The sequence below is a fragment of the Niastella koreensis GR20-10 genome, assembly GCF_000246855.1.
Classification (GTDB): Bacteria; Bacteroidota; Bacteroidia; order Chitinophagales; family Chitinophagaceae; genus Niastella; species Niastella koreensis.
In genome coordinates this window covers 6171170-6188916 of the sequence record NC_016609.1, presented here as the reverse complement: position 1 = coordinate 6188916, position 17747 = coordinate 6171170, and the positions used below count along the sequence as shown (strand labels likewise).

Genomic DNA, 17747 nt, shown 5'->3' with positions numbered 1-17747 from the left:
CAGTTCTTTCAAACAAATGATGTGACTTTAAGGTCTAAAGGTTCGCAGCCTTAACATCAGCAACAAACGTTGAATCTCGCAGGAGACTAAACGTTCTCTCTTGCCCCTTTAGGGGTGTAGGGGGTAGTTCTTTGACATATTGGGATAATAAAAGTTGTAAATACCGAGTAATAGTAATAACTCTTTTAAAGCACTTAAGGGCGTATGGTGGATGCCTTGGCTCTGAGAGACGATGAAGGACGTGGTAAGCTGCGATAAGCTGGGGGGAGCTGCACACAAGCATTAGATCCCCAGATTTCCGAATGGGACAACCCGGCATACTGAAGGTATGTCATCCGCCTCACGGCGGAAGTCAACCCTGGGAACTGAAACATCTAAGTACCAGGAGGAAAAGAAAACAAACGTGATTCCCCAAGTAGTGGCGAGCGAAAAGGGAACAGCCCAAACCTGTGTCGCGTGCGGCATAGGGGTTATAGGACCACATTTAGAAACTAACATCAAGCTGAATCTGCTGGAAAGCCGAGCGATATAGGGTGATAGCCCCGTAAGCAGAAATTGTTAGGGACGAGTGGTATCCTGAGTAAGGCGGGACCGGAGGAATCCTGCCTGAATTTGTCGGCACCATCCGATAAGGCTAAATACTCCTCAGAGACCGATAGTGAACCAGTACCGTAAGGGAAAGGTGAAAAGCACCCTAAACAAGGGAGTGAAATAGTACCTGAAACCGTGCGCCTACAAGCGGTCGGAGCCTGTTAAAGGGTGACGGCGTGCCTTTTGCATAATGAGCCTACGAGTTACTCCTCACTGGCGAGGTTAAGTACTTAAGTTACGGAGCCGTAGCGAAAGCGAGTCCGAATAGGGCGTTTAGTCAGTGGGGGTAGACGCGAAACTTTGTGATCTATCCATGGGCAGGTTGAAGTTGTGGTAACACACAATGGAGGACCGAACTCATTAGCGTTGAAAAGCTATGGGATGACCTGTGGATAGGGGTGAAAGGCCAATCAAACTGAGAGATAGCTCGTTCTCCCCGAAATGTTTTTAGGAACAGCCTCGGATATAGATGTTTGCTAGAGGTAGAGCTACTGATTGGGCTAGGGGGCTTCACCGCCTACCAAACCCTGACAAACTCCGAATGCTAGCAAATTTCTCCGGGAGTGAGGCTGCGGGTGCTAAGATCCGTGGCCGAGAGGGAAATAACCCAGATTAGCAGCTAAGGTCCCTAATACATGGTTAAGTTGATCAAACGAGGTGGGATTTCTATAACAGCCAGGATGTTGGCTTGGAAGCAGCCATTCATTTAAAGAGTGCGTAACAGCTCACTGGTCGAGAGATCCTGCACGGAAAATAATCGGGCATCAAACCATGAACCGAAGCTCTAAGATTGCATCTAGGATGTATATCGGTAGGGGAGCATTGAAATCTGCATTGAAGGTGTGCGGCGACGCATGCTGGAGCGATTTCAAAAGAAAATGTAGGCATAAGTAGCGATAAAAGTAGTGAAAAACTACTTCACCGTAAGACTAAGGGTTCCTGATCAACGTTAATCGGATCAGGGTTAGTCGGGTCCTTAGGCAAACCCGAAAGGGGCAGCTGATGGAAAACTGGTTAATATTCCAGTACTCGCTTTAATTTCGATGGAGTGACGCAGAAGTGAACAGCACACGAGGGAAACGGAATTCCCCGTTTAAGTACGTAGCTATAGATTCTACAGGCAAATCCGTAGAGTTTGGCGAAATGCGAAAGTATATGAGGACTTCGGTCTGATTGAGTGCTCTAATAGCTGCCGAGAAAAACTTCTAAGGTTAGGTTAAAGCGACCCGTACCGCAAACCGACACAGGTAGTCGAGGCGAATAGCCTAAGGTGCTCGGGTGAGCCGTGGAGAAGGAACTAGGCAAATTGATGCTGTAACTTCGGGATAAAGCATGCCACCTTCTGGGTGGCCCCAGTAAAATGGTTCAACCAACTGTTTAACAAAAACACAGGGCCCTGCAAAATCGTAAGATGACGTATAGAGCCTGATACCTGCCCGGTGCTGGAAGGTTAAGGAAGGGTGTTCGACGCAAGTCAAAGCTCCTGACTGAAGCCCCAGTAAACGGCGGCCGTAACTATAACGGTCCTAAGGTAGCGAAATTCCTTGTCGGGTAAGTTCCGACCTGCACGAATGGTCTAATGAGTTGAACGCTGTCTCCTCCACGAGCCCGGCGAAATTGTAGTATCGGTGAAGATGCCGGTTACCCGTCACGGGACGGAAAGACCCCGTGAACCTTCACTACAACTTTGCATTGATTTTGAGCAACCGATGTGTAGAATAGTTGGGACGCTATGAAGCGGTGCCGCCAGGTGCCGTGAAGCGGTCGTTGAAATACCAACCTTCGTTTGCTTAGAGTCTAATCCCTTGCGGGAAACAGTGCATGGTGGGTAGTTTGACTGGGGTGGTCGCCTCCTAAAAAGTAACGGAGGCTTGCAAAGGTTCCCTCAGTACGGTTGGTAATCGTACGCAGAGCGCATTAGTAAAAGGGAGCTTGACTGTGAGACAGACAAGTCTAGCAGGGGCGAAAGCCGGCTAAAGTGATCCGGTGGTTCTGCATGGAAGGGCCATCGCTCAAAGGATAAAAGGTACTCCGGGGATAACAGGCTGATCTTTCCCAAGAGCTCATATCGACGGAAAGGTTTGGCACCTCGATGTCGGTTCGTCACATCCTGGGGCTGGAGAAGGTCCCAAGGGTTCGGCTGTTCGCCGATTAAAGTGGCACGTGAACTGGGTTCAGAACGTCGCAAGACAGTTCGGTCCCTATCTGTGATGGGCGTTAGAATATTGAGTGGACATGACCTTAGTACGAGAGGACCGGGTCGTACACACCGCTGGTGTATCTGTTGTGCCGCCAGGTGCAGTGCAGAGTAGCTATGTGTGGCCAGGATAAACGCTGAAAGCATCTAAGCGTGAAACCTTCCACGAGATGAGTATTCTTTTAAGGGTCGTCAAAGACGATGACGTTGATAGGCTACAGATGTAAAGATGGTAACATCAAAGTCGAGTAGTACTAATTACCCGTACGCTTTAATTTTTTTTAACAATTTTGAATACAATGGATTTATATTGTTAGTTCTGTTACTTGCATTTACAACTTCCCAATATGTAACTTATTACGGTAGAGAGATAATCTGAGAAGATAACTCACACCAAAGATCTTATGGTGATTATACCGAGGGTGTTCACCTCTTCCCATTCCGAACAGAGAAGTTAAGCCCCTCATGGCCGATGGTACTACACAACAATGTGGGAGAGTAGGTAGTTGCCATATTTATTGTAAAAAGCCTCTTGACACAAATCAAGGGGCTTTTTGCTTTTTAGGAATGCAGCCTCAAGCTTCAAGCTTCAAGCTTCAAGCCATAAGCAATACAATTCTGCGCGGCAGACACGAAAGGCAACGGGCTCCCGATAGCCATCGGGATTCAGTAGGCAGTAGTAAAACGGCAGAGGGCAAAGGCTGCGACGCGGCAAATAAGAGAGTCGATCCCTCGACACCGCCCGGTCTCAATAACTTTAGACTTCAATAACTTAAGAACCTACGAACCCAATAACCTAATAACCGCTACTTAGGACTATAAAATCTCCATCCTTCAAATTAGAACTTTCAACTTTGAACTTTTGTAACCGGAAATCCGCTAACTAATCACTTTACAATTAATTACTAAATCAGGTAATCATTAGCTTTATATTTATTATATAAATAAATATATATCTGTTACTGCTAATAGGGACTAGCAAAATTGAATTAAGTACATTAAATTCAGGATAAATTCAACGAATAATTTTTTATCCTAATGAATTAGCCTGCCATGTACATATTATAATTAAAAACTCCCTATTATGAACCGGATCCTACTCATTACCTGTGCATTTACCCTGTTGCATGGAGTTGCCGCATTTTCCCAATCTACAAAGATCAACTGGGCAAAAGCTGCCGATAGCGCCCAGCAGGCGCTGACCACCCAGTTCTGGTCCAACAGCGAAAACTATTATCTGCACAACAACAGTGGCAATACCACTTTCGATTACTGGTGGAATGCCCATGCCCTGGATGTACTGGCCAATGGCTATGCCCGGACAAAAGATCCCGCCTACACGGCCCGCATGAGTAACCTGCTAAAGGGCATCTACAACATGAACGGCAGTAAATGGGCCAATAAATTCTACGACGATATGGAATGGCTGGCCATTGCCTGCCTGCACGCCTATGATGTTACCGATGATAAGAAATATAAAGAAGTAGCCCAGCTGCTGTGGGACAATATCCGCCAGGGCTGGACGAACGCACATGGCGGCGGTATCATGTGGCAATCCGGCACCCCCGATTCAAAAAATGCCTGCAGCAACGGCCCGGCAATTATTCTTGCCGCCAGGCTGTACAAACTCAATAAAAATGATCTGGACCTGGGCTGGGCAAAGAAGATCTACGAATGGCAGCGGACCTACCTGGTTGATACCAGCCGTGGCGTGGTATGGGATGCGTTTGGCAATTATACCGAAACGGGCCTTTATACTTACAACCAGGGTACCTGGCTGGGCGCAGCCCTTGAACTGTATACCATCACCAAAGAGGATAGCTATCTGCAGGATGCCATGAAAACCGGCAGCTACATAACAAGCGATCAGCAAAAGTTTGCACCCAATGGTATTCTGAAAGATGAAGGCGCAGGTGATGGCGGTTTGTTCAAAGGCATCTTCATCAGTTATCTCAATCAATTGACCCGGTCGCGGGATATCCCGCGTGCAACCCGCACCTGGTATGTTCAATTCCTGAAAACAAATGGAGAAAGTTTATTGACCAACGCTACTTACCGCCCGGATTATGTCTTTGGTTCCGATTGGCGCTCACAGCCTCATGGCCCAAAAACGGATGGCTCCATACAACTAAGCGCGTGTATGTTGCTGGAAGCATTAGTTGGTTTATAAGATATTTAGTTCATTAGTTATTTAGTTTGTTAGTGAGCTGCCGGTAAATAGTTACGGGGTCTTAATAACAAACTAAATAACTAACAAACTCAGGAACTAAATAACTATTGAACTTGCTAAATACATAGCTTTACCTCCAAACATTGCTTATATGAAACGGAGGACCTTTATTCAACAATCTACCCTGGCAGGCGCTGGTTTATTTATAGGAAATATGAGTAGCCTGGCGGCCCCCCTTCAATATCCCGTAGTGCGTACCCCGGCTGACAAACGGAATTTTACCAGTACGGCAGTAGAAAATGCAATCAAAGAATTTCAGGCAAACGTAAAACAACCCGAACTGGCCTGGTTGTTTGAAAACTGTTTTCCCAATACACTCGACACTACCGTATTTCATACTACCCAAAATGGCAAACCCGAAACATATGTTATCACGGGTGACATCGATGCCATGTGGCTGCGCGACAGCAGCGCCCAGGTATGGCCGTATCTGGCGTTTATGTCGCAGGACAAACCCCTGCAGCAATTGATCGCGGGCGTTATCAACAAACAAACTACCTGCATCCTGAAAGATCCTTTTGCGAATGCATTCTATAACGATCCGGAGAAGAAAAGCGAATGGGAGAAAGACCATACCGATATGAAGGCCGGCGTGCATGAACGCAAATGGGAGATCGATTCCCTGTGTTATCCCATCCGCCTGGCTTATCACTATTGGAAACTCAGCGGCGATACAAAGCCCTTCGATGCACAATGGCAACAGGCCGTTAAAACCATCTATGCTACCTTCCGCGATCAGCAGCGCAAGACTGGCAATGGGTCCTATAAATTTCAGCGCACCACCCCGCACTCAACCGATACGCAACCCATGCGCGGTTATGGCTATCCGGTGAAACCAGTGGGTTTGATCTGCTCGGCTTTCAGGCCAAGTGACGATGCCACGCTGTTTTCCTTCCTGGTTCCCTCCAACTTCTTTGCAGTGGTCAGTATGCGGCAGGCAGCGGAAATGTTCACCACTATTGTAAAAGACACCGCCACGGCAGCACAGTTCAATGCGCTGGCCGGTGAAGTGGAAAAAGCATTACAACAATACGCCGTAGTGGAATTGAAAGGCTACGGAAAAGTATATGCCTACGAAGTAAATGGCTTTGGCAGCTACAACCTCATGGACGATGCCAATGTGCCCAGTCTGTTAGGCATGCCGTATCTCGGCGCTATAAAAACCTCGGATCCCATCTATCAGAATACCCGCAAACTGGTTTTGTCGGCCGACAACCCATTCTTCTTTAAAGGCACTGCCGGTGAAGGCATTGGCGGCCCGCACGTTGGACAGGATATGATCTGGCCCATGGGTATCATTATGCGCGGACTCACCAGCACCAATGATGCCGAGATCAAAACCTGTATTCAAATGCTGCAAAAGACCCACGCCGATACCGGGTTCATGCACGAATCATTTCATAAAGACGATCCCAAAAAGTTCAGCCGTAAATGGTTCGCCTGGGCGAATACCCTGTTCGGTGAGTTTTTGTGGAAGACTTATAAAGAAAAGAAACAGCTACTGGCTTAACTGACTATACTTAGAAATTAAGAATGAGAAATTAGAAATGAGGAATCAATACATTCTATATTCCTGTTTTTACTTTCTCATTTTTTATTTTTCATTTTTCATTCTTCATTTCAATGAAACCTGTTATCCCATTTATTCTCCTCTTATTATCATTGGCAACACGGGTTAACGCCCAGTGTGTACCGGTAGCGTTGCACTGTGAATACCTGAACAACCCATTAGGAATAGACGCGGCGCACCCGCGGTTAACCTGGCAATTGAAGGACGACCGCAAAGGCGCCTTGCAGACAGCGTACCGGGTTATTGTAGGTACCGACCTGTTGGCGGTAAGTAAGGGGTTGGGTAATTGCTGGCACACAGACCGCGTATCATCTAACGGACAACTGGTAGTTTACCAGGGCAGGCCCCTGCAGCCATTTACCAGGTATTATTATGCAGTACAGGTATGGGATAAGGATAAGAAGGCATCACCGGTATCGGAAGTAGCCTGGTTTGAAACCGGGATGATGAACAGCACCAACTGGCAGGGCGCCTGGATAAGCGACAGTCGCGACATCAACACCAAACCTGCTCCGTATTTCAGAAAGGAATTTCAGGCTAATAAAACAATCCGCTCTGCCCGTGCGTATATTGCCGTGGCTGGGTTGTATGAATTATACATCAATGGCAAAAAGATCGGCGATCATTGCCTGGACCCCATGTATACCCGGTTCGACCGGCGCACCCTGTACCTTACCCATGATATAACGGCGCAGCTTCAACACGGCAAAAACGCCATTGGCGTCTTACTGGGAAATGGCTGGTACAATCATCAGTCAACTGCTGTATGGTATTTTCATGAAGCACCCTGGCGCAACCGGCCCGCTTTCTGTATGGATGTGCGGATAACCTATGAAGATGGCAGCGTTGAAACTGTTACAACGGGGAAAGACTGGAAGACAGCCCTGAGCCCGGTGATCTTTAACAGTATCTATACCGGCGAACAGTACGATGCCCGGTTGATACAACCAGGCTGGAGCGAGGCAGATTTTAAGGATGACAAATGGAAAGAAGTGATCCTGCGTGCAGCGCCATCAACCAATATAGTGGCGCAGATGATGCAGCCGATCCGCATGGTTGACACCATCCGCGCTCAAACTATCCGGATGTTTAATGATACCAACTATGTGTTTGACCTCGGCCGCAATATTGCCGGGGTAAGCAGCATCCGGGTGAATGCACCGGCAGGAACAGTAGTGCGGTTAAAACATGGCGAGCGCTTACGGCCCGATGGGCATGTTGATCAATCGAACATAGATGTGCACTACCGCCCCGTAGGAACAGCCGATCCTTTTGGTACGGATCAATATATCACCAGTGGCGCGGGACCTGAAACCTTTATGCCGCGCTTTAACTATAAAGGATTTCAATATATAGAAGTGACCAGCAGCGCTCCGGTACAATTGACTAAAGAAAGCGTCAACGGTTATTTCATGCACAGTGATGTACCTGCAGTGGGCAGTGTAACAACGTCCAACTCCGTCATCAATAAGATCTGGCAGGCAACTAATAATTCATACCTCTCCAACCTGTACGGTTATCCTACCGATTGTCCGCAGCGGGAAAAGAACGGCTGGACAGGCGATGCACATATTAACGTGGAAACGGGGCTATACAATTTTGATGGCATAACCATCTATGAAAAATGGCTGGCCGATCACCGGGATGAACAGCAGCCCAATGGCGTGTTACCGGCCATCGTTCCCACCAGCGGCTGGGGGTATGAATGGGCCAATGGCCCCGACTGGACGAGCACCATCGCCATCATTCCCTGGAACATTTATTTATTCTACGGTGACACGCTGCTGTTAGCACGTTGTTACAACAACATCCAGCGCTATGTAGAACACATCAAACAGCTCTACCCAACCGGTTTAACCACCTGGGGATTGGGCGACTGGGTGCCGGTAAAATCAAAATCACCGGTTGAGCTTACCTCTTCCATCTACTATTTTACAGATGCTTCCATCCTGGCCAAAGCTGCCCACATTCTGGGACATACAGCCGACGAAGAAAAATATACGGCGCTGGCCACAACAATCAAAAACGCCATAAACGCCAAATACCTCAATGCGGTTACCGGCATCTATGGCAGCGGAACACAAACCGAATTAAGTTTTCCCTTATTCTGGAAGGTGGTACCCGATTCCCTGGTAACAAAGGTGGCCACCAATCTGGCCAGCCGCGTACAGGCCGACAGCAACCGGCTCGATGTGGGCCTGCTGGGCACCAAGTCTATTCTGAATGCATTGAGCGAAAACGGACATGCTGAACTGGCTTATAAACTTGCTTCAAGGGAAACCTTTCCTTCATGGGGCTGGTGGATCATGAATGGCGCCACTACTTTATACGAGAACTGGAAAATCGATGCAGGCAGCGACATCTCGCTCAATCATATTATGTTTGGCGAAATAGGCGCCTGGTTCTACAAAGCATTGGGTGGCATAAAACCAGACGCCAGCCAGCCGGGCTTTAAGAAAATAATCCTGCAACCGTATTTTATCTCCAACTTAAACCACGTAGACGTAAAACATGAATCGCCTTATGGCACTATTGTATCGTCGTGGAAAAGAACAGGGGACAAAATAACGTATCATGTGGTGATACCGCCTAATACTACGGCAACCCTCATCCTGAATAATAAGACCCGGCAACTGGAAGCAGGGACGTATACATTTGAGGTGAAATAAATTCTGCTTTCTGCATGTGCCGGTTGGGCAATGCAGTATGTTACTTTTACTATTATTATATTAATTCCTTCTGCATAAAACCGGCAGCTATAACCACCTGCCGTATGTGAATATCTTTGATTGGATTTTCAGCATGCGTAAGTGCTTTTATATTATAATGTAGGGCATAATCTTATTATTTTATTAAACACTTATTCATGAGAAAGATCTTTTCCGTATCACTGTTCCTCTCCCTGGCATTTTCAATGGGCTGTAAAAAGGGATCATCTCAAACGGCAGCAACCGATGACGCTGCAGAATTGCTGACCACACAAGCAATCGCCACAGAAGAAGCCACTGCCAAAGAAATAGTTATCTGCGATCAAAAGAATGCCCGCATCGTAATGGTAGATGTGGCCAACGGTAATAAAATAACCTGGGAATGGAAACCCACTGCCTCTTATGCCATGATCCGCTCCGGAGCACAGGGCTGGTTCACCAACCTTAGCGAAGCCAAACCCGTATACAGTGGCAAATACATCCTGGCTACTGCTTCAGGCGGTGGTGTAGCCATCATCAATGTGTCGTCCAAAAAAGCCATCTGGTACGATTACGCCGGTGGAAATACGCACTCTGCAGAACTGCTTCCCAACGGCAATGTGGTAACCGCTTCTACCACTGGCGGGTACCTGCTTATTTTTACCGTGGATTCCTATATCAATGACGATAGCAAACAGGGCGGAAAGGTGGCCTTTGAAGATGTGCACAATGTGGTATGGGATAAAACGAACAAACTTTTATGGGCCGCCGGTAAAGACAAACTGAAAGCCTTCAGTTATAACAATAGCTGCGGCAGTCCGGCGCTCACTTTAAAGAAGACATACACGATGCCCCAGGGAAATGCGCATGATCTTTTTCCCGTATATGGCAGCACTACAGATCTGTGGCTAACGAACAGCGGACATATCTATAAATTCAATGTGTCAACCGGGGCGTTTACCCTGGTAAAAACCATCAGTGGCGTAAAATCTGTATGCAATGGCCCCAGTGGTTATGCCACTATTCTCGATGTTGCCAATGGCAATGGCGGTGAAAGCTGGCGAACCGATGTGATCACCGATCTGAATGGCGCCACGGTTTACAGGAATACCAGCTTTGGTATGTATAAGTTGCGGTGGAAACTAGTCAATTCATTCAGCTATCCCAGCGGGGATTCGTTTCATGAATGTACGCATTAGACGTCTGCCTTTTCACTACTGCCCACTGCCTTTCTTCCCCGCATAATCAGTAGGCGCCACCCCAAACTGCTTATGAAAATTACGGGTAAAATTACTCTGCGAACTAAACCCCGTCATGGCGGCGATCTCATACATTTTATAATCGCCCGAAGTGAGCAGTTCGGCTGCTTTCTTTAACCGGGTAAGATGGATGAGTTCAAGCGGGGTGTGGTCAGAGATGGCAGTGATCTTGCGGTATAAAGTTACGCGGCTCATATTCATGTACCGCGCCAGTTGCTCCACATCCAGTTCCACTTCTTCCATATGCTCTATGATGATGGCATGCAGCGTAGCCAGGAACTGTTCATCGGCTTTGGTATGCGCCATGCTGTTGATGTGCACGAGGGGCGAGTTGGCAAAATACTCCCTGATCGTATTGCGGTTGGTGAGCAAACTGGCTATCTGCGCCAGCAGGTGTTCCTTGGAAAAAGGTTTTTCAATATAGGCATCGGCGCCCAGCTCCAGCCCCTGCACTTTTGCCTGGATGGTATTCTTGGCCGTAAGCATAATAATGGGAATGTGTGAATATTCTACGTTCGATTTAATCAGCGAACACAATTCAAACCCATCCATATCCGGCATCATCACATCGCTGATGATGAGCTGAACAACATTCGTGCCCAGCGCCTGCAGGGCCTCCTGTCCATTCAATGTTTTCAATACGGCGTATTTGGGTTGCAGAATCCTTTCCAGGAAATCGAGGATCTCTTCTTCATCATCTACCAGTAAAATAAGCGGCAATTGATTCATCATTTCTTTTTTATAGGTGGTTGTAATGGTAAGCACAGCACAAAGGTATTTAGTGCGCCGGTGTTTTCTTTTACATACAGTTTGCCCTGGTGCAACAGGGTGAGCGAGCGCGCCAGTGTTAACCCGATACCAGTCCCCTTTTGTTTACTGTTTTCTTTGATGCGATAGAAGGGTTCAAAGATCCGTTCCCGCATGGAAGCGGGAATCAGCACCCCATCGTTGGAAAACTCGATCATTAACCCGGTATCATCCTTTTGAACGGAAAACAATTGCACGGTAATGAGGGACTGCGCATATTTCACCGCATTGCTGAACAGGTTGCTGATAATTTTATTCAGGGCATCTTCATCAACCTGCGCAATAACTGCTGTTTCGGGTACCACCAACATCATTTGCACATTACGCTTTCTGGCCAGTGGTTCAAAACCGGCATAACCTTCCTGTAACAGTTGGGTGATATTCACTTTGGTAAACTCCAGGCTAAACCCCTTGGCTTCCGTTTGGCGAAAGTCCAGGATCTGGGTGATCAGCGTCATCAGGCGGTTGGTATTTCTTTCCATCATCGTTACATCCTCTTTGATGGCGGGCAGTTCGGCTACTTTTTCCATCAGGTTCTCCACCGGTCCTTTTATTAAAGTAAGCGGCGTTCTGATCTCATGCGCCACATTGGTAAAGAACTCGAACTTGGCCTCATAAATTTCCTTCTCCTTTTTTTCCTGCGACCGCTTATGATAGTTATGAATAAACGACCAGGCAATGGCCACCACACCGGCCGCATACACCAGCCAGGCCCACCAGGTATTCCAGAAGGGAGGGGTAATGGTAAGTTGTAATTGTTTCTCCTTACTCCAGCGGTTATTGATAGCAGCAGCTAAACGAAAAGTATACCGGCCCGGCGCCAGGTTGGTAAAATACACTTTGCGATTGGTGCTGAGGTACGTCCAGTTTTTATCAAGCCCCTCCATTTTGTATTTGTATTCGGTGATCTCCGGACTGATATAACTCAACGCGGCAAAGTCGAGGCTGATGGAAGATTCATCGTATGGCAGCGTGAGGGCATTGGTATATATAATGGATTGCTGCAGCGGCGACTGTTTTTCTATCAGCAGCTCTTTATTATGCACCTGGAAACCGGTGATATACACCGGCGGCGTTCCTTCAGGGGCCACAAATGTTTCGGGGCGGAAGGAGATCATCCCCTTTATAGAACCGAAATACAGCGTGCCTGTAGCATCCTTGAATCCGCTGTTGTAATTGAACTGATCGTACAACAACCCGTTCGCCTTGGTATAAACGGTCATGTCCTGCGTGGCAGGGTCCAGTTTTACCAGGCCTTTGGAGGTGGTGATCCAGAGCTGGCGGTGATTGTCTTCTATGATTTTGAATACAAAATTACTGGGCAGGCCATTTTGCAGGCTGTAATGCGTCATGTGTTTACGCGCGGCGTCCAGCTTACAAAGGCCGCCGCCTTCGGTAGCTATCCATAGATTGTGATAACTGTCTTCGCTCACGGCATTGATATCGTTGATGGATAAGCTATTCGTATCTGCCGGATTATTTTTCAGCTGCCCCCAGTGCCGCGTAAGCGGATCATAATACAGCAGCCCCTGGTTGTGGGTGCCCGCATAAATGATACCCGCATGATCTTCCAGCAAACAACTGATAAATTCTCCATAAGGCGTTTCATGCAGCCATTCAAAACTGTCGGTGGCCTTCCGGTAGCGATACAGGCCTCCGCCGCTGCCAACATAGATCTCACCCCGTTTGGTTTGCATCATGGTCACAATAAAGTTATTGCGGAAGGCATTGTCGCGAACGTTGCCATAATGTTTTATCACCTGGCCGGTTTGCCGGTTAATTATATCCAGCCCATGATCGAGCGTGCCCACCCATACTTCATTACCCGGCACCAGCAGGCCATGAATATTGTGATACGCAATTCCGGTGGGCGTGCCTGTAGGTTTGAAATGCGTAAAGGCCCCGGTGCGCGGGTTCAGCTTGTTCAACCCGGCATCTTCCGTACCGATCCATAAATTACCATCGGGGTCAGCACAAATTTCCCGCACGGCACTGCCGCTGATGGTTTGATCGGTGCGGTCGGGGAAATACTTGGTGAAGGGCGTATAAGGTTTGGGATAATAATTTACGCCGCCAAAATAAGTGCCGGCCCAAACACCTCCCTCCCGGTCTCTGCACAAGGTATACACTGCATTATCCGACAACGAATAGGGATCGCTGAACTGTTTCTTCAGGTTAGTGAACCGGCGGCTGATAAGGTTATAAATAAAAATGCCCGACTCGGTGGCAAACCAGTATTCATCATTGGTGTATTGCAAAATGTCGCGCACGTACACGGTGGTTTTATCGGCGCTGTAGATCAGCAGATCGGAATAACTGCCGGTTGAAATAGTATACAGCTTGATGCCCTGGCAGGTAGTGCCTACAAAGATGCCGTCCTTGCCCGCCGGGTATATCTTTTTGATAAAGCAGGTTGGCATTTGCGGCGAATGCGCAAACACATCCGGACCTTTAAAAGTTTGTGTGGCCGTATCAAACCGTACCAGGTGGCCATCTGTAGAGCCAAACCACATCTCACCCGACTCGTTCATACAAAGCGCTGTGGCGTAAATGGTTTTTTCCGGCGGAAATGTCGTTAAGCGGCGGGTAGTAAAATTATACCGGCAAACCATAGCGTTGGAGCGGAACCATAATTGCCCCTGCCGGTCCATCTGAATATCGTTCACCTCCGGCAGCGTATCAATAAAACGTACCAGGCGTTCTTTTGTATAATCAAAAAAATACAGCCCGTTTTGCGTGCCCACCCACAGGTTATCCTTAGCATCGGCAAACAAACAAAAGATAAAATCCTTTCGCAGTTGTTTGCCCTCATTGTCACTCCGGAACAATTTAAACCGGTAGCCATCGAACCGGTTCAACCCCTCCTTGGTGCCAAACCATAAAAAGCCTTTGTTGTCCTGGATGCTGCAATACACGGTATTGTTCGACAGTCCATTCTCTACCTGGTAATGTTTGAAATAATAGGGTTGGCTGCGTGCTGTACCCACGCACAACAACAGCAGCAGCCCTGACAGCAAGCGGTTTCGTATGTAGCAGTTCATCCTGGTTCTATATTAAACAGTAGTCTGAACGGTAATTTAAGCAAGAATGGATCATAAAAAAACAGAATGTAACAAATTGAATCAATTCTGAAACGCAGGGAATAATCGCTGTACTGCAAAAGATTTTATTTCATGTTGAAATCTTAACAAAGGATGCAAATCCTTTAGCTGCCATTATTAACCAACAATTGATTGCTTTATGAAAAAGTTTAACAGGCATGTATTGCCTCCTCCGAAAACCATTCTACTTGTTTCTCTTTTCTTCTTTCTGTTCATTTCCATTACCGGCCGGGCGCAGAATAAACCGGTGTTTACCGTTTCCGGGCAAATAAAAGACAGCGCCGGGGTGGCTGTAGCCAACGCTACGGTAACCGAAAAAGGCACAAAGAATGCCGTAACCACCAGCATCGATGGCTCCTTTAATATAAAAGTGTCCAGTGAATCGGCGGTGCTTCTTATTTCATCGGTAGGATATGTTAACCAGGAAACTTCGGTGAATAGCCAGGCCAATCTCGCCATCTTATTACAAAAACTGCGGCAGGACCTGGGCGAAGTGATCGTAGTAGGTTATGGTACTACCCAAAAAGCATCTGTTATCGGTTCTATTGCCGCGGTGACCGATAAAGACATTGGCATGGTGCATGGTGGTTCAACAGTAAGTACCAGCCTGGCTGGTAAACTGCCCGGTGTTTCCTTCCGGATGCAGGATGGCCGTCCCGGCGCCAGCGCCAACATCCAGGTGCGTAACATGGGTGATGCGCTGTTTGTGATCGATGGCATTCAACAGGATGCCGGTCAGTTCAACAACCTGGCGCCAAACGATGTGGAAAGTATCACCGTGCTGAAAGACGCCTCTGCCGCTGTGTATGGGGTGCGGGCCGCAAACGGCGTTATTGTCGTTACAACCAAACGCGGAAAACTCGGCACGCGAAACACCATAAACCTGGAAGCCTATACCGGTTACCAGAACTGGATGCGGTTCCCCAATGTGCTTACCAATTCCTACGACTACATGCGGTACCGCGCCGAGGGAGAGATCAACCGCTATGGCAGTACCACTATTACGCAGGATGAACTGGAAAAATACAAGATTGGTAAAGACCCCGGTTACCAGAGTTTCGACTGGAAAGATTTTATCATAAAAAAGAATGCGCCCCAGAACTCGGTAAACCTGAATGTTACCGGCGGGTCAGACAAGATCAATTATTATTTATCTGCCACCCACCTGTACCAGAACTCCGTCTTGGGCCGCGAGTATAAATTCAACCGCACCAATATTCAATCGAATGTAACCGCCAAAATAGCCAACCGGCTAAAGGTGGGCATGAACATCAATGGCCGCATTGAAACGCGCGACAATCCCGGCGTGCCTTATGCCGATGACTACTGGCTGGCCCGTTTTGCCATTCTGCGCAATACGCCGCTGGAGCGGCCTTTTGCCAATGACAATCCCAATTATCTCAACGATATCAAACACAATGAAACCAATTGGGGCTATCTGAACACCAAATGGAGTGGAAAATACCACAACGACTGGCGGGTGCTGCAAACCAATTTCAATGCAGACTATGATGTTCCCTATGTAAAGGGTTTAACCGTGAGCGGGATGTACTCGTATTATTTGGCCGATTACCTGCTTAACAACCATGAATACACGTATACTACCTATACGTACAACCCGCTTGATGATACGTATAAACCAACCGGCGGCAGTACCAATCCCTGGCGCGAACGGGAGCAGATAAAACAGATCAATATTACCCAACAGCTTAAACTGAACTACAACCGCACTTTTGGTTTGCATACTGTTGGCGCCCTGTTTGTGAACGAGCGCATCAAAAACCAGCGCCTGCGTAACTGGATCCACGCGGTACCCAGCACCAATGCGCTCACCCTTATTTATTTCAACACGGCAGATACTTACGAAGACAGTGACGATAAGGAAGCGCGCATCGGGTACATTGGCCGCCTTACTTATAATTACGACAACAAATACTTCCTGGAAATGTCGGCCCGCCGCGATGCCTCGTATTTGTTTGCACCCAATAACCGCGTAGGCTATTTCCCTTCCATCTTTGCAGGCTGGCGGGTAATGGAAGAACCCTTTATGCAAAAGTTATTGGGTAACCACAACCCGTTAACCGATTTCAAACTCCGCGGGTCATATGGTATCCTGGGTGATGATGGCAAACAACTCGGTCTGCCCGCATTTGCCTATGTGCAGGGATATAATTATAACCAGGGCATTTCCATCCTGAGTGGCGTGCCGGTGGTAGGATCGCGAGACCGCGGTGTACCCATTACCAATATAACCTGGTTAAAAAGTAAGATGACAGATGTAGGCTTCGACTTCTCTTTATGGAATGGAAAGTTGAGCGGAACCTTCGATTACTTCTATCGTAAACGCTCCGGTTTGCGTGGCCGTAAATCAGATGTGCTGGTGCCCTCAGAGATCGGTTATGACCTGCCCGATGAGAACATCAACAGCGATGCACAGTATGGCGAAGAAGGCGCCTTAACATACAATGGATCGTATAAGAAATTACGCTTTGCCATTAGCGGTAACCTGTCGTATTCCCGCTCAAAATTCCTTTCATCGTACAAACCCGTGTTCTTTAATTCGTGGGACCAATACCGCAACTCCGGCGAGAACCGGCTTACCCGTATCAACTGGGGGTACGATGTGATAGGCCAGTTCACTTCACAGGAACAGATCAACAATTATCCCGTGAACATAGACGGGCAGGGCAACAAGACCCTGTTACCCGGCGACCTTATTTATAAAGATGTGAATGGCGATAACAAGATCGATGACTATGACGTACGGCCCATCGGTTATGGCAGCGACAACAATCCGCCCAATATCAATTATGGTATCAGCATTACGCTGCAGTACGGCAACTTCGATTTCAGGGCCGATTTCTCCGGGGCGGCCGGTTATACCTGGTTTCAGAACTGGGAAACCAGGAACCCATTTCAGAATGATGGCAACCTGAATACCATTTTCCTCGATCGCTGGCACCGCGAAAACCCATTCGATACCAAGAGCGCCTGGATCCCGGGTAAATACCCCGCGCTGCGGTTCAACGATGGCGGGCACAGCAATTACAACCGTGCCTCTACTTTTTGGGCACACAACATAAAATACTTACGCGCACGTACATTGGAGTTGGGGTATTCACTGCCTACCAAACTCATAAAACTGGTGAAAATGGAAAAGGCCAGGTTCTATGTAAATGCTTACAACCTGTTCTCGCTCGACAATGTAAAACAATACAGCATCGACCCCGAGATCAATGACGACAATGGCTTGCAGTTTCCGCAAAGCCGGTTCATTAACATAGGCTTAAACCTTTCCTTTTAAA

General features: G+C 47.7%; 7 protein-coding genes and 2 rRNA genes. 7 read left to right on the top strand and 2 right to left on the bottom strand.

The genetic code is table 11. From position 1 onward, the window contains the following. Nucleotides 1-184 precede the first annotated feature (184 nt). From NIAKO_RS24560 to NIAKO_RS24535, 6 genes are all read left to right on the top strand, one after another. Nucleotides 185-3066, top strand: a 23S ribosomal RNA gene (locus NIAKO_RS24560). Between the two features lie 125 nt (nt 3067-3191). After that, nucleotides 3192-3303, top strand: a 5S ribosomal RNA gene (gene rrf / locus NIAKO_RS24555). Nucleotides 3304-3872: 569 nt separating this feature from the next. After that, nucleotides 3873-4958, top strand: a complete 1086-nt coding sequence (locus tag NIAKO_RS24550) for a glycoside hydrolase family 76 protein (protein WP_014221154.1) — start codon at nt 3873-3875, stop codon at nt 4956-4958. 151 nt (nt 4959-5109) lie between these two features. After that, the gene (locus tag NIAKO_RS24545) at nt 5110-6528 is read left to right on the top strand and encodes a glycoside hydrolase family 125 protein (RefSeq protein WP_014221153.1); all 1419 of its coding nucleotides are present in this window, start codon (nt 5110-5112) and stop codon (nt 6526-6528) included. Between the two features lie 113 nt (nt 6529-6641). After that, the gene (locus NIAKO_RS24540) at nt 6642-9257 is read left to right on the top strand and encodes a glycoside hydrolase family 78 protein (RefSeq protein WP_014221152.1); all 2616 of its coding nucleotides are present in this window, start codon (nt 6642-6644) and stop codon (nt 9255-9257) included. A 197-nt stretch (nt 9258-9454) separates the two neighbouring features. After that, nucleotides 9455-10474, top strand: a complete 1020-nt coding sequence (locus NIAKO_RS24535; RefSeq protein ID WP_014221151.1) for a DUF6528 family protein — start codon at nt 9455-9457, stop codon at nt 10472-10474. Nucleotides 10475-10489: 15 nt separating this feature from the next. Here the strand turns inward: NIAKO_RS24535 and NIAKO_RS24530 are convergent, their stop codons facing one another. Together NIAKO_RS24530 and NIAKO_RS24525 are read right to left on the bottom strand one after the other, a co-directional pair. Continuing rightward, nucleotides 10490-11299 carry a response regulator transcription factor gene (locus tag NIAKO_RS24530; RefSeq protein ID WP_242675500.1) on the bottom strand — a complete coding sequence of 270 codons (810 nt, stop codon included), beginning with the start codon at nt 11297-11299 and terminating at the stop codon, nt 10490-10492. Further along, nucleotides 11263-14382 carry a ligand-binding sensor domain-containing protein gene (locus NIAKO_RS24525; protein WP_014221149.1) on the bottom strand — a complete coding sequence of 1040 codons (3120 nt, stop codon included), beginning with the start codon at nt 14380-14382 and terminating at the stop codon, nt 11263-11265. The genes NIAKO_RS24530 and NIAKO_RS24525 overlap by 37 nt, the downstream gene beginning before the upstream one ends. A gap of 199 nt (nt 14383-14581) precedes the next feature. On the opposite strand from NIAKO_RS24525, the gene NIAKO_RS24520 reads away from it, so the two are divergent. Next, entirely contained in the window at nt 14582-17746 is a 3165-nt protein-coding gene (locus tag NIAKO_RS24520) for a SusC/RagA family TonB-linked outer membrane protein (RefSeq protein ID WP_014221148.1), read from the top strand. Nucleotide 17747: the final 1 nt, after the last annotated feature.

What these genes read in the sequence shown, in the direction of transcription:
- NIAKO_RS24535 (WP_014221151.1), top strand. Translation starts at nt 9,455, where the DNA reads ATGAGAAAGATCTTTTCCGTATCACTGTTCCTCTCCCTGGCATTTTCA.
- NIAKO_RS24525 (WP_014221149.1), bottom strand. Translation starts at nt 14,382, where the DNA reads ATGAACTGCTACATACGAAACCGCTTGCTGTCAGGGCTGCTGCTGTTG.
- NIAKO_RS24550 (WP_014221154.1), top strand. Translation starts at nt 3,873, where the DNA reads ATGAACCGGATCCTACTCATTACCTGTGCATTTACCCTGTTGCATGGA.
- NIAKO_RS24540 (WP_014221152.1), top strand. Translation starts at nt 6,642, where the DNA reads ATGAAACCTGTTATCCCATTTATTCTCCTCTTATTATCATTGGCAACA.
- NIAKO_RS24545 (WP_014221153.1), top strand. Translation starts at nt 5,110, where the DNA reads ATGAAACGGAGGACCTTTATTCAACAATCTACCCTGGCAGGCGCTGGT.
- NIAKO_RS24520 (WP_014221148.1), top strand. Translation starts at nt 14,582, where the DNA reads ATGAAAAAGTTTAACAGGCATGTATTGCCTCCTCCGAAAACCATTCTA.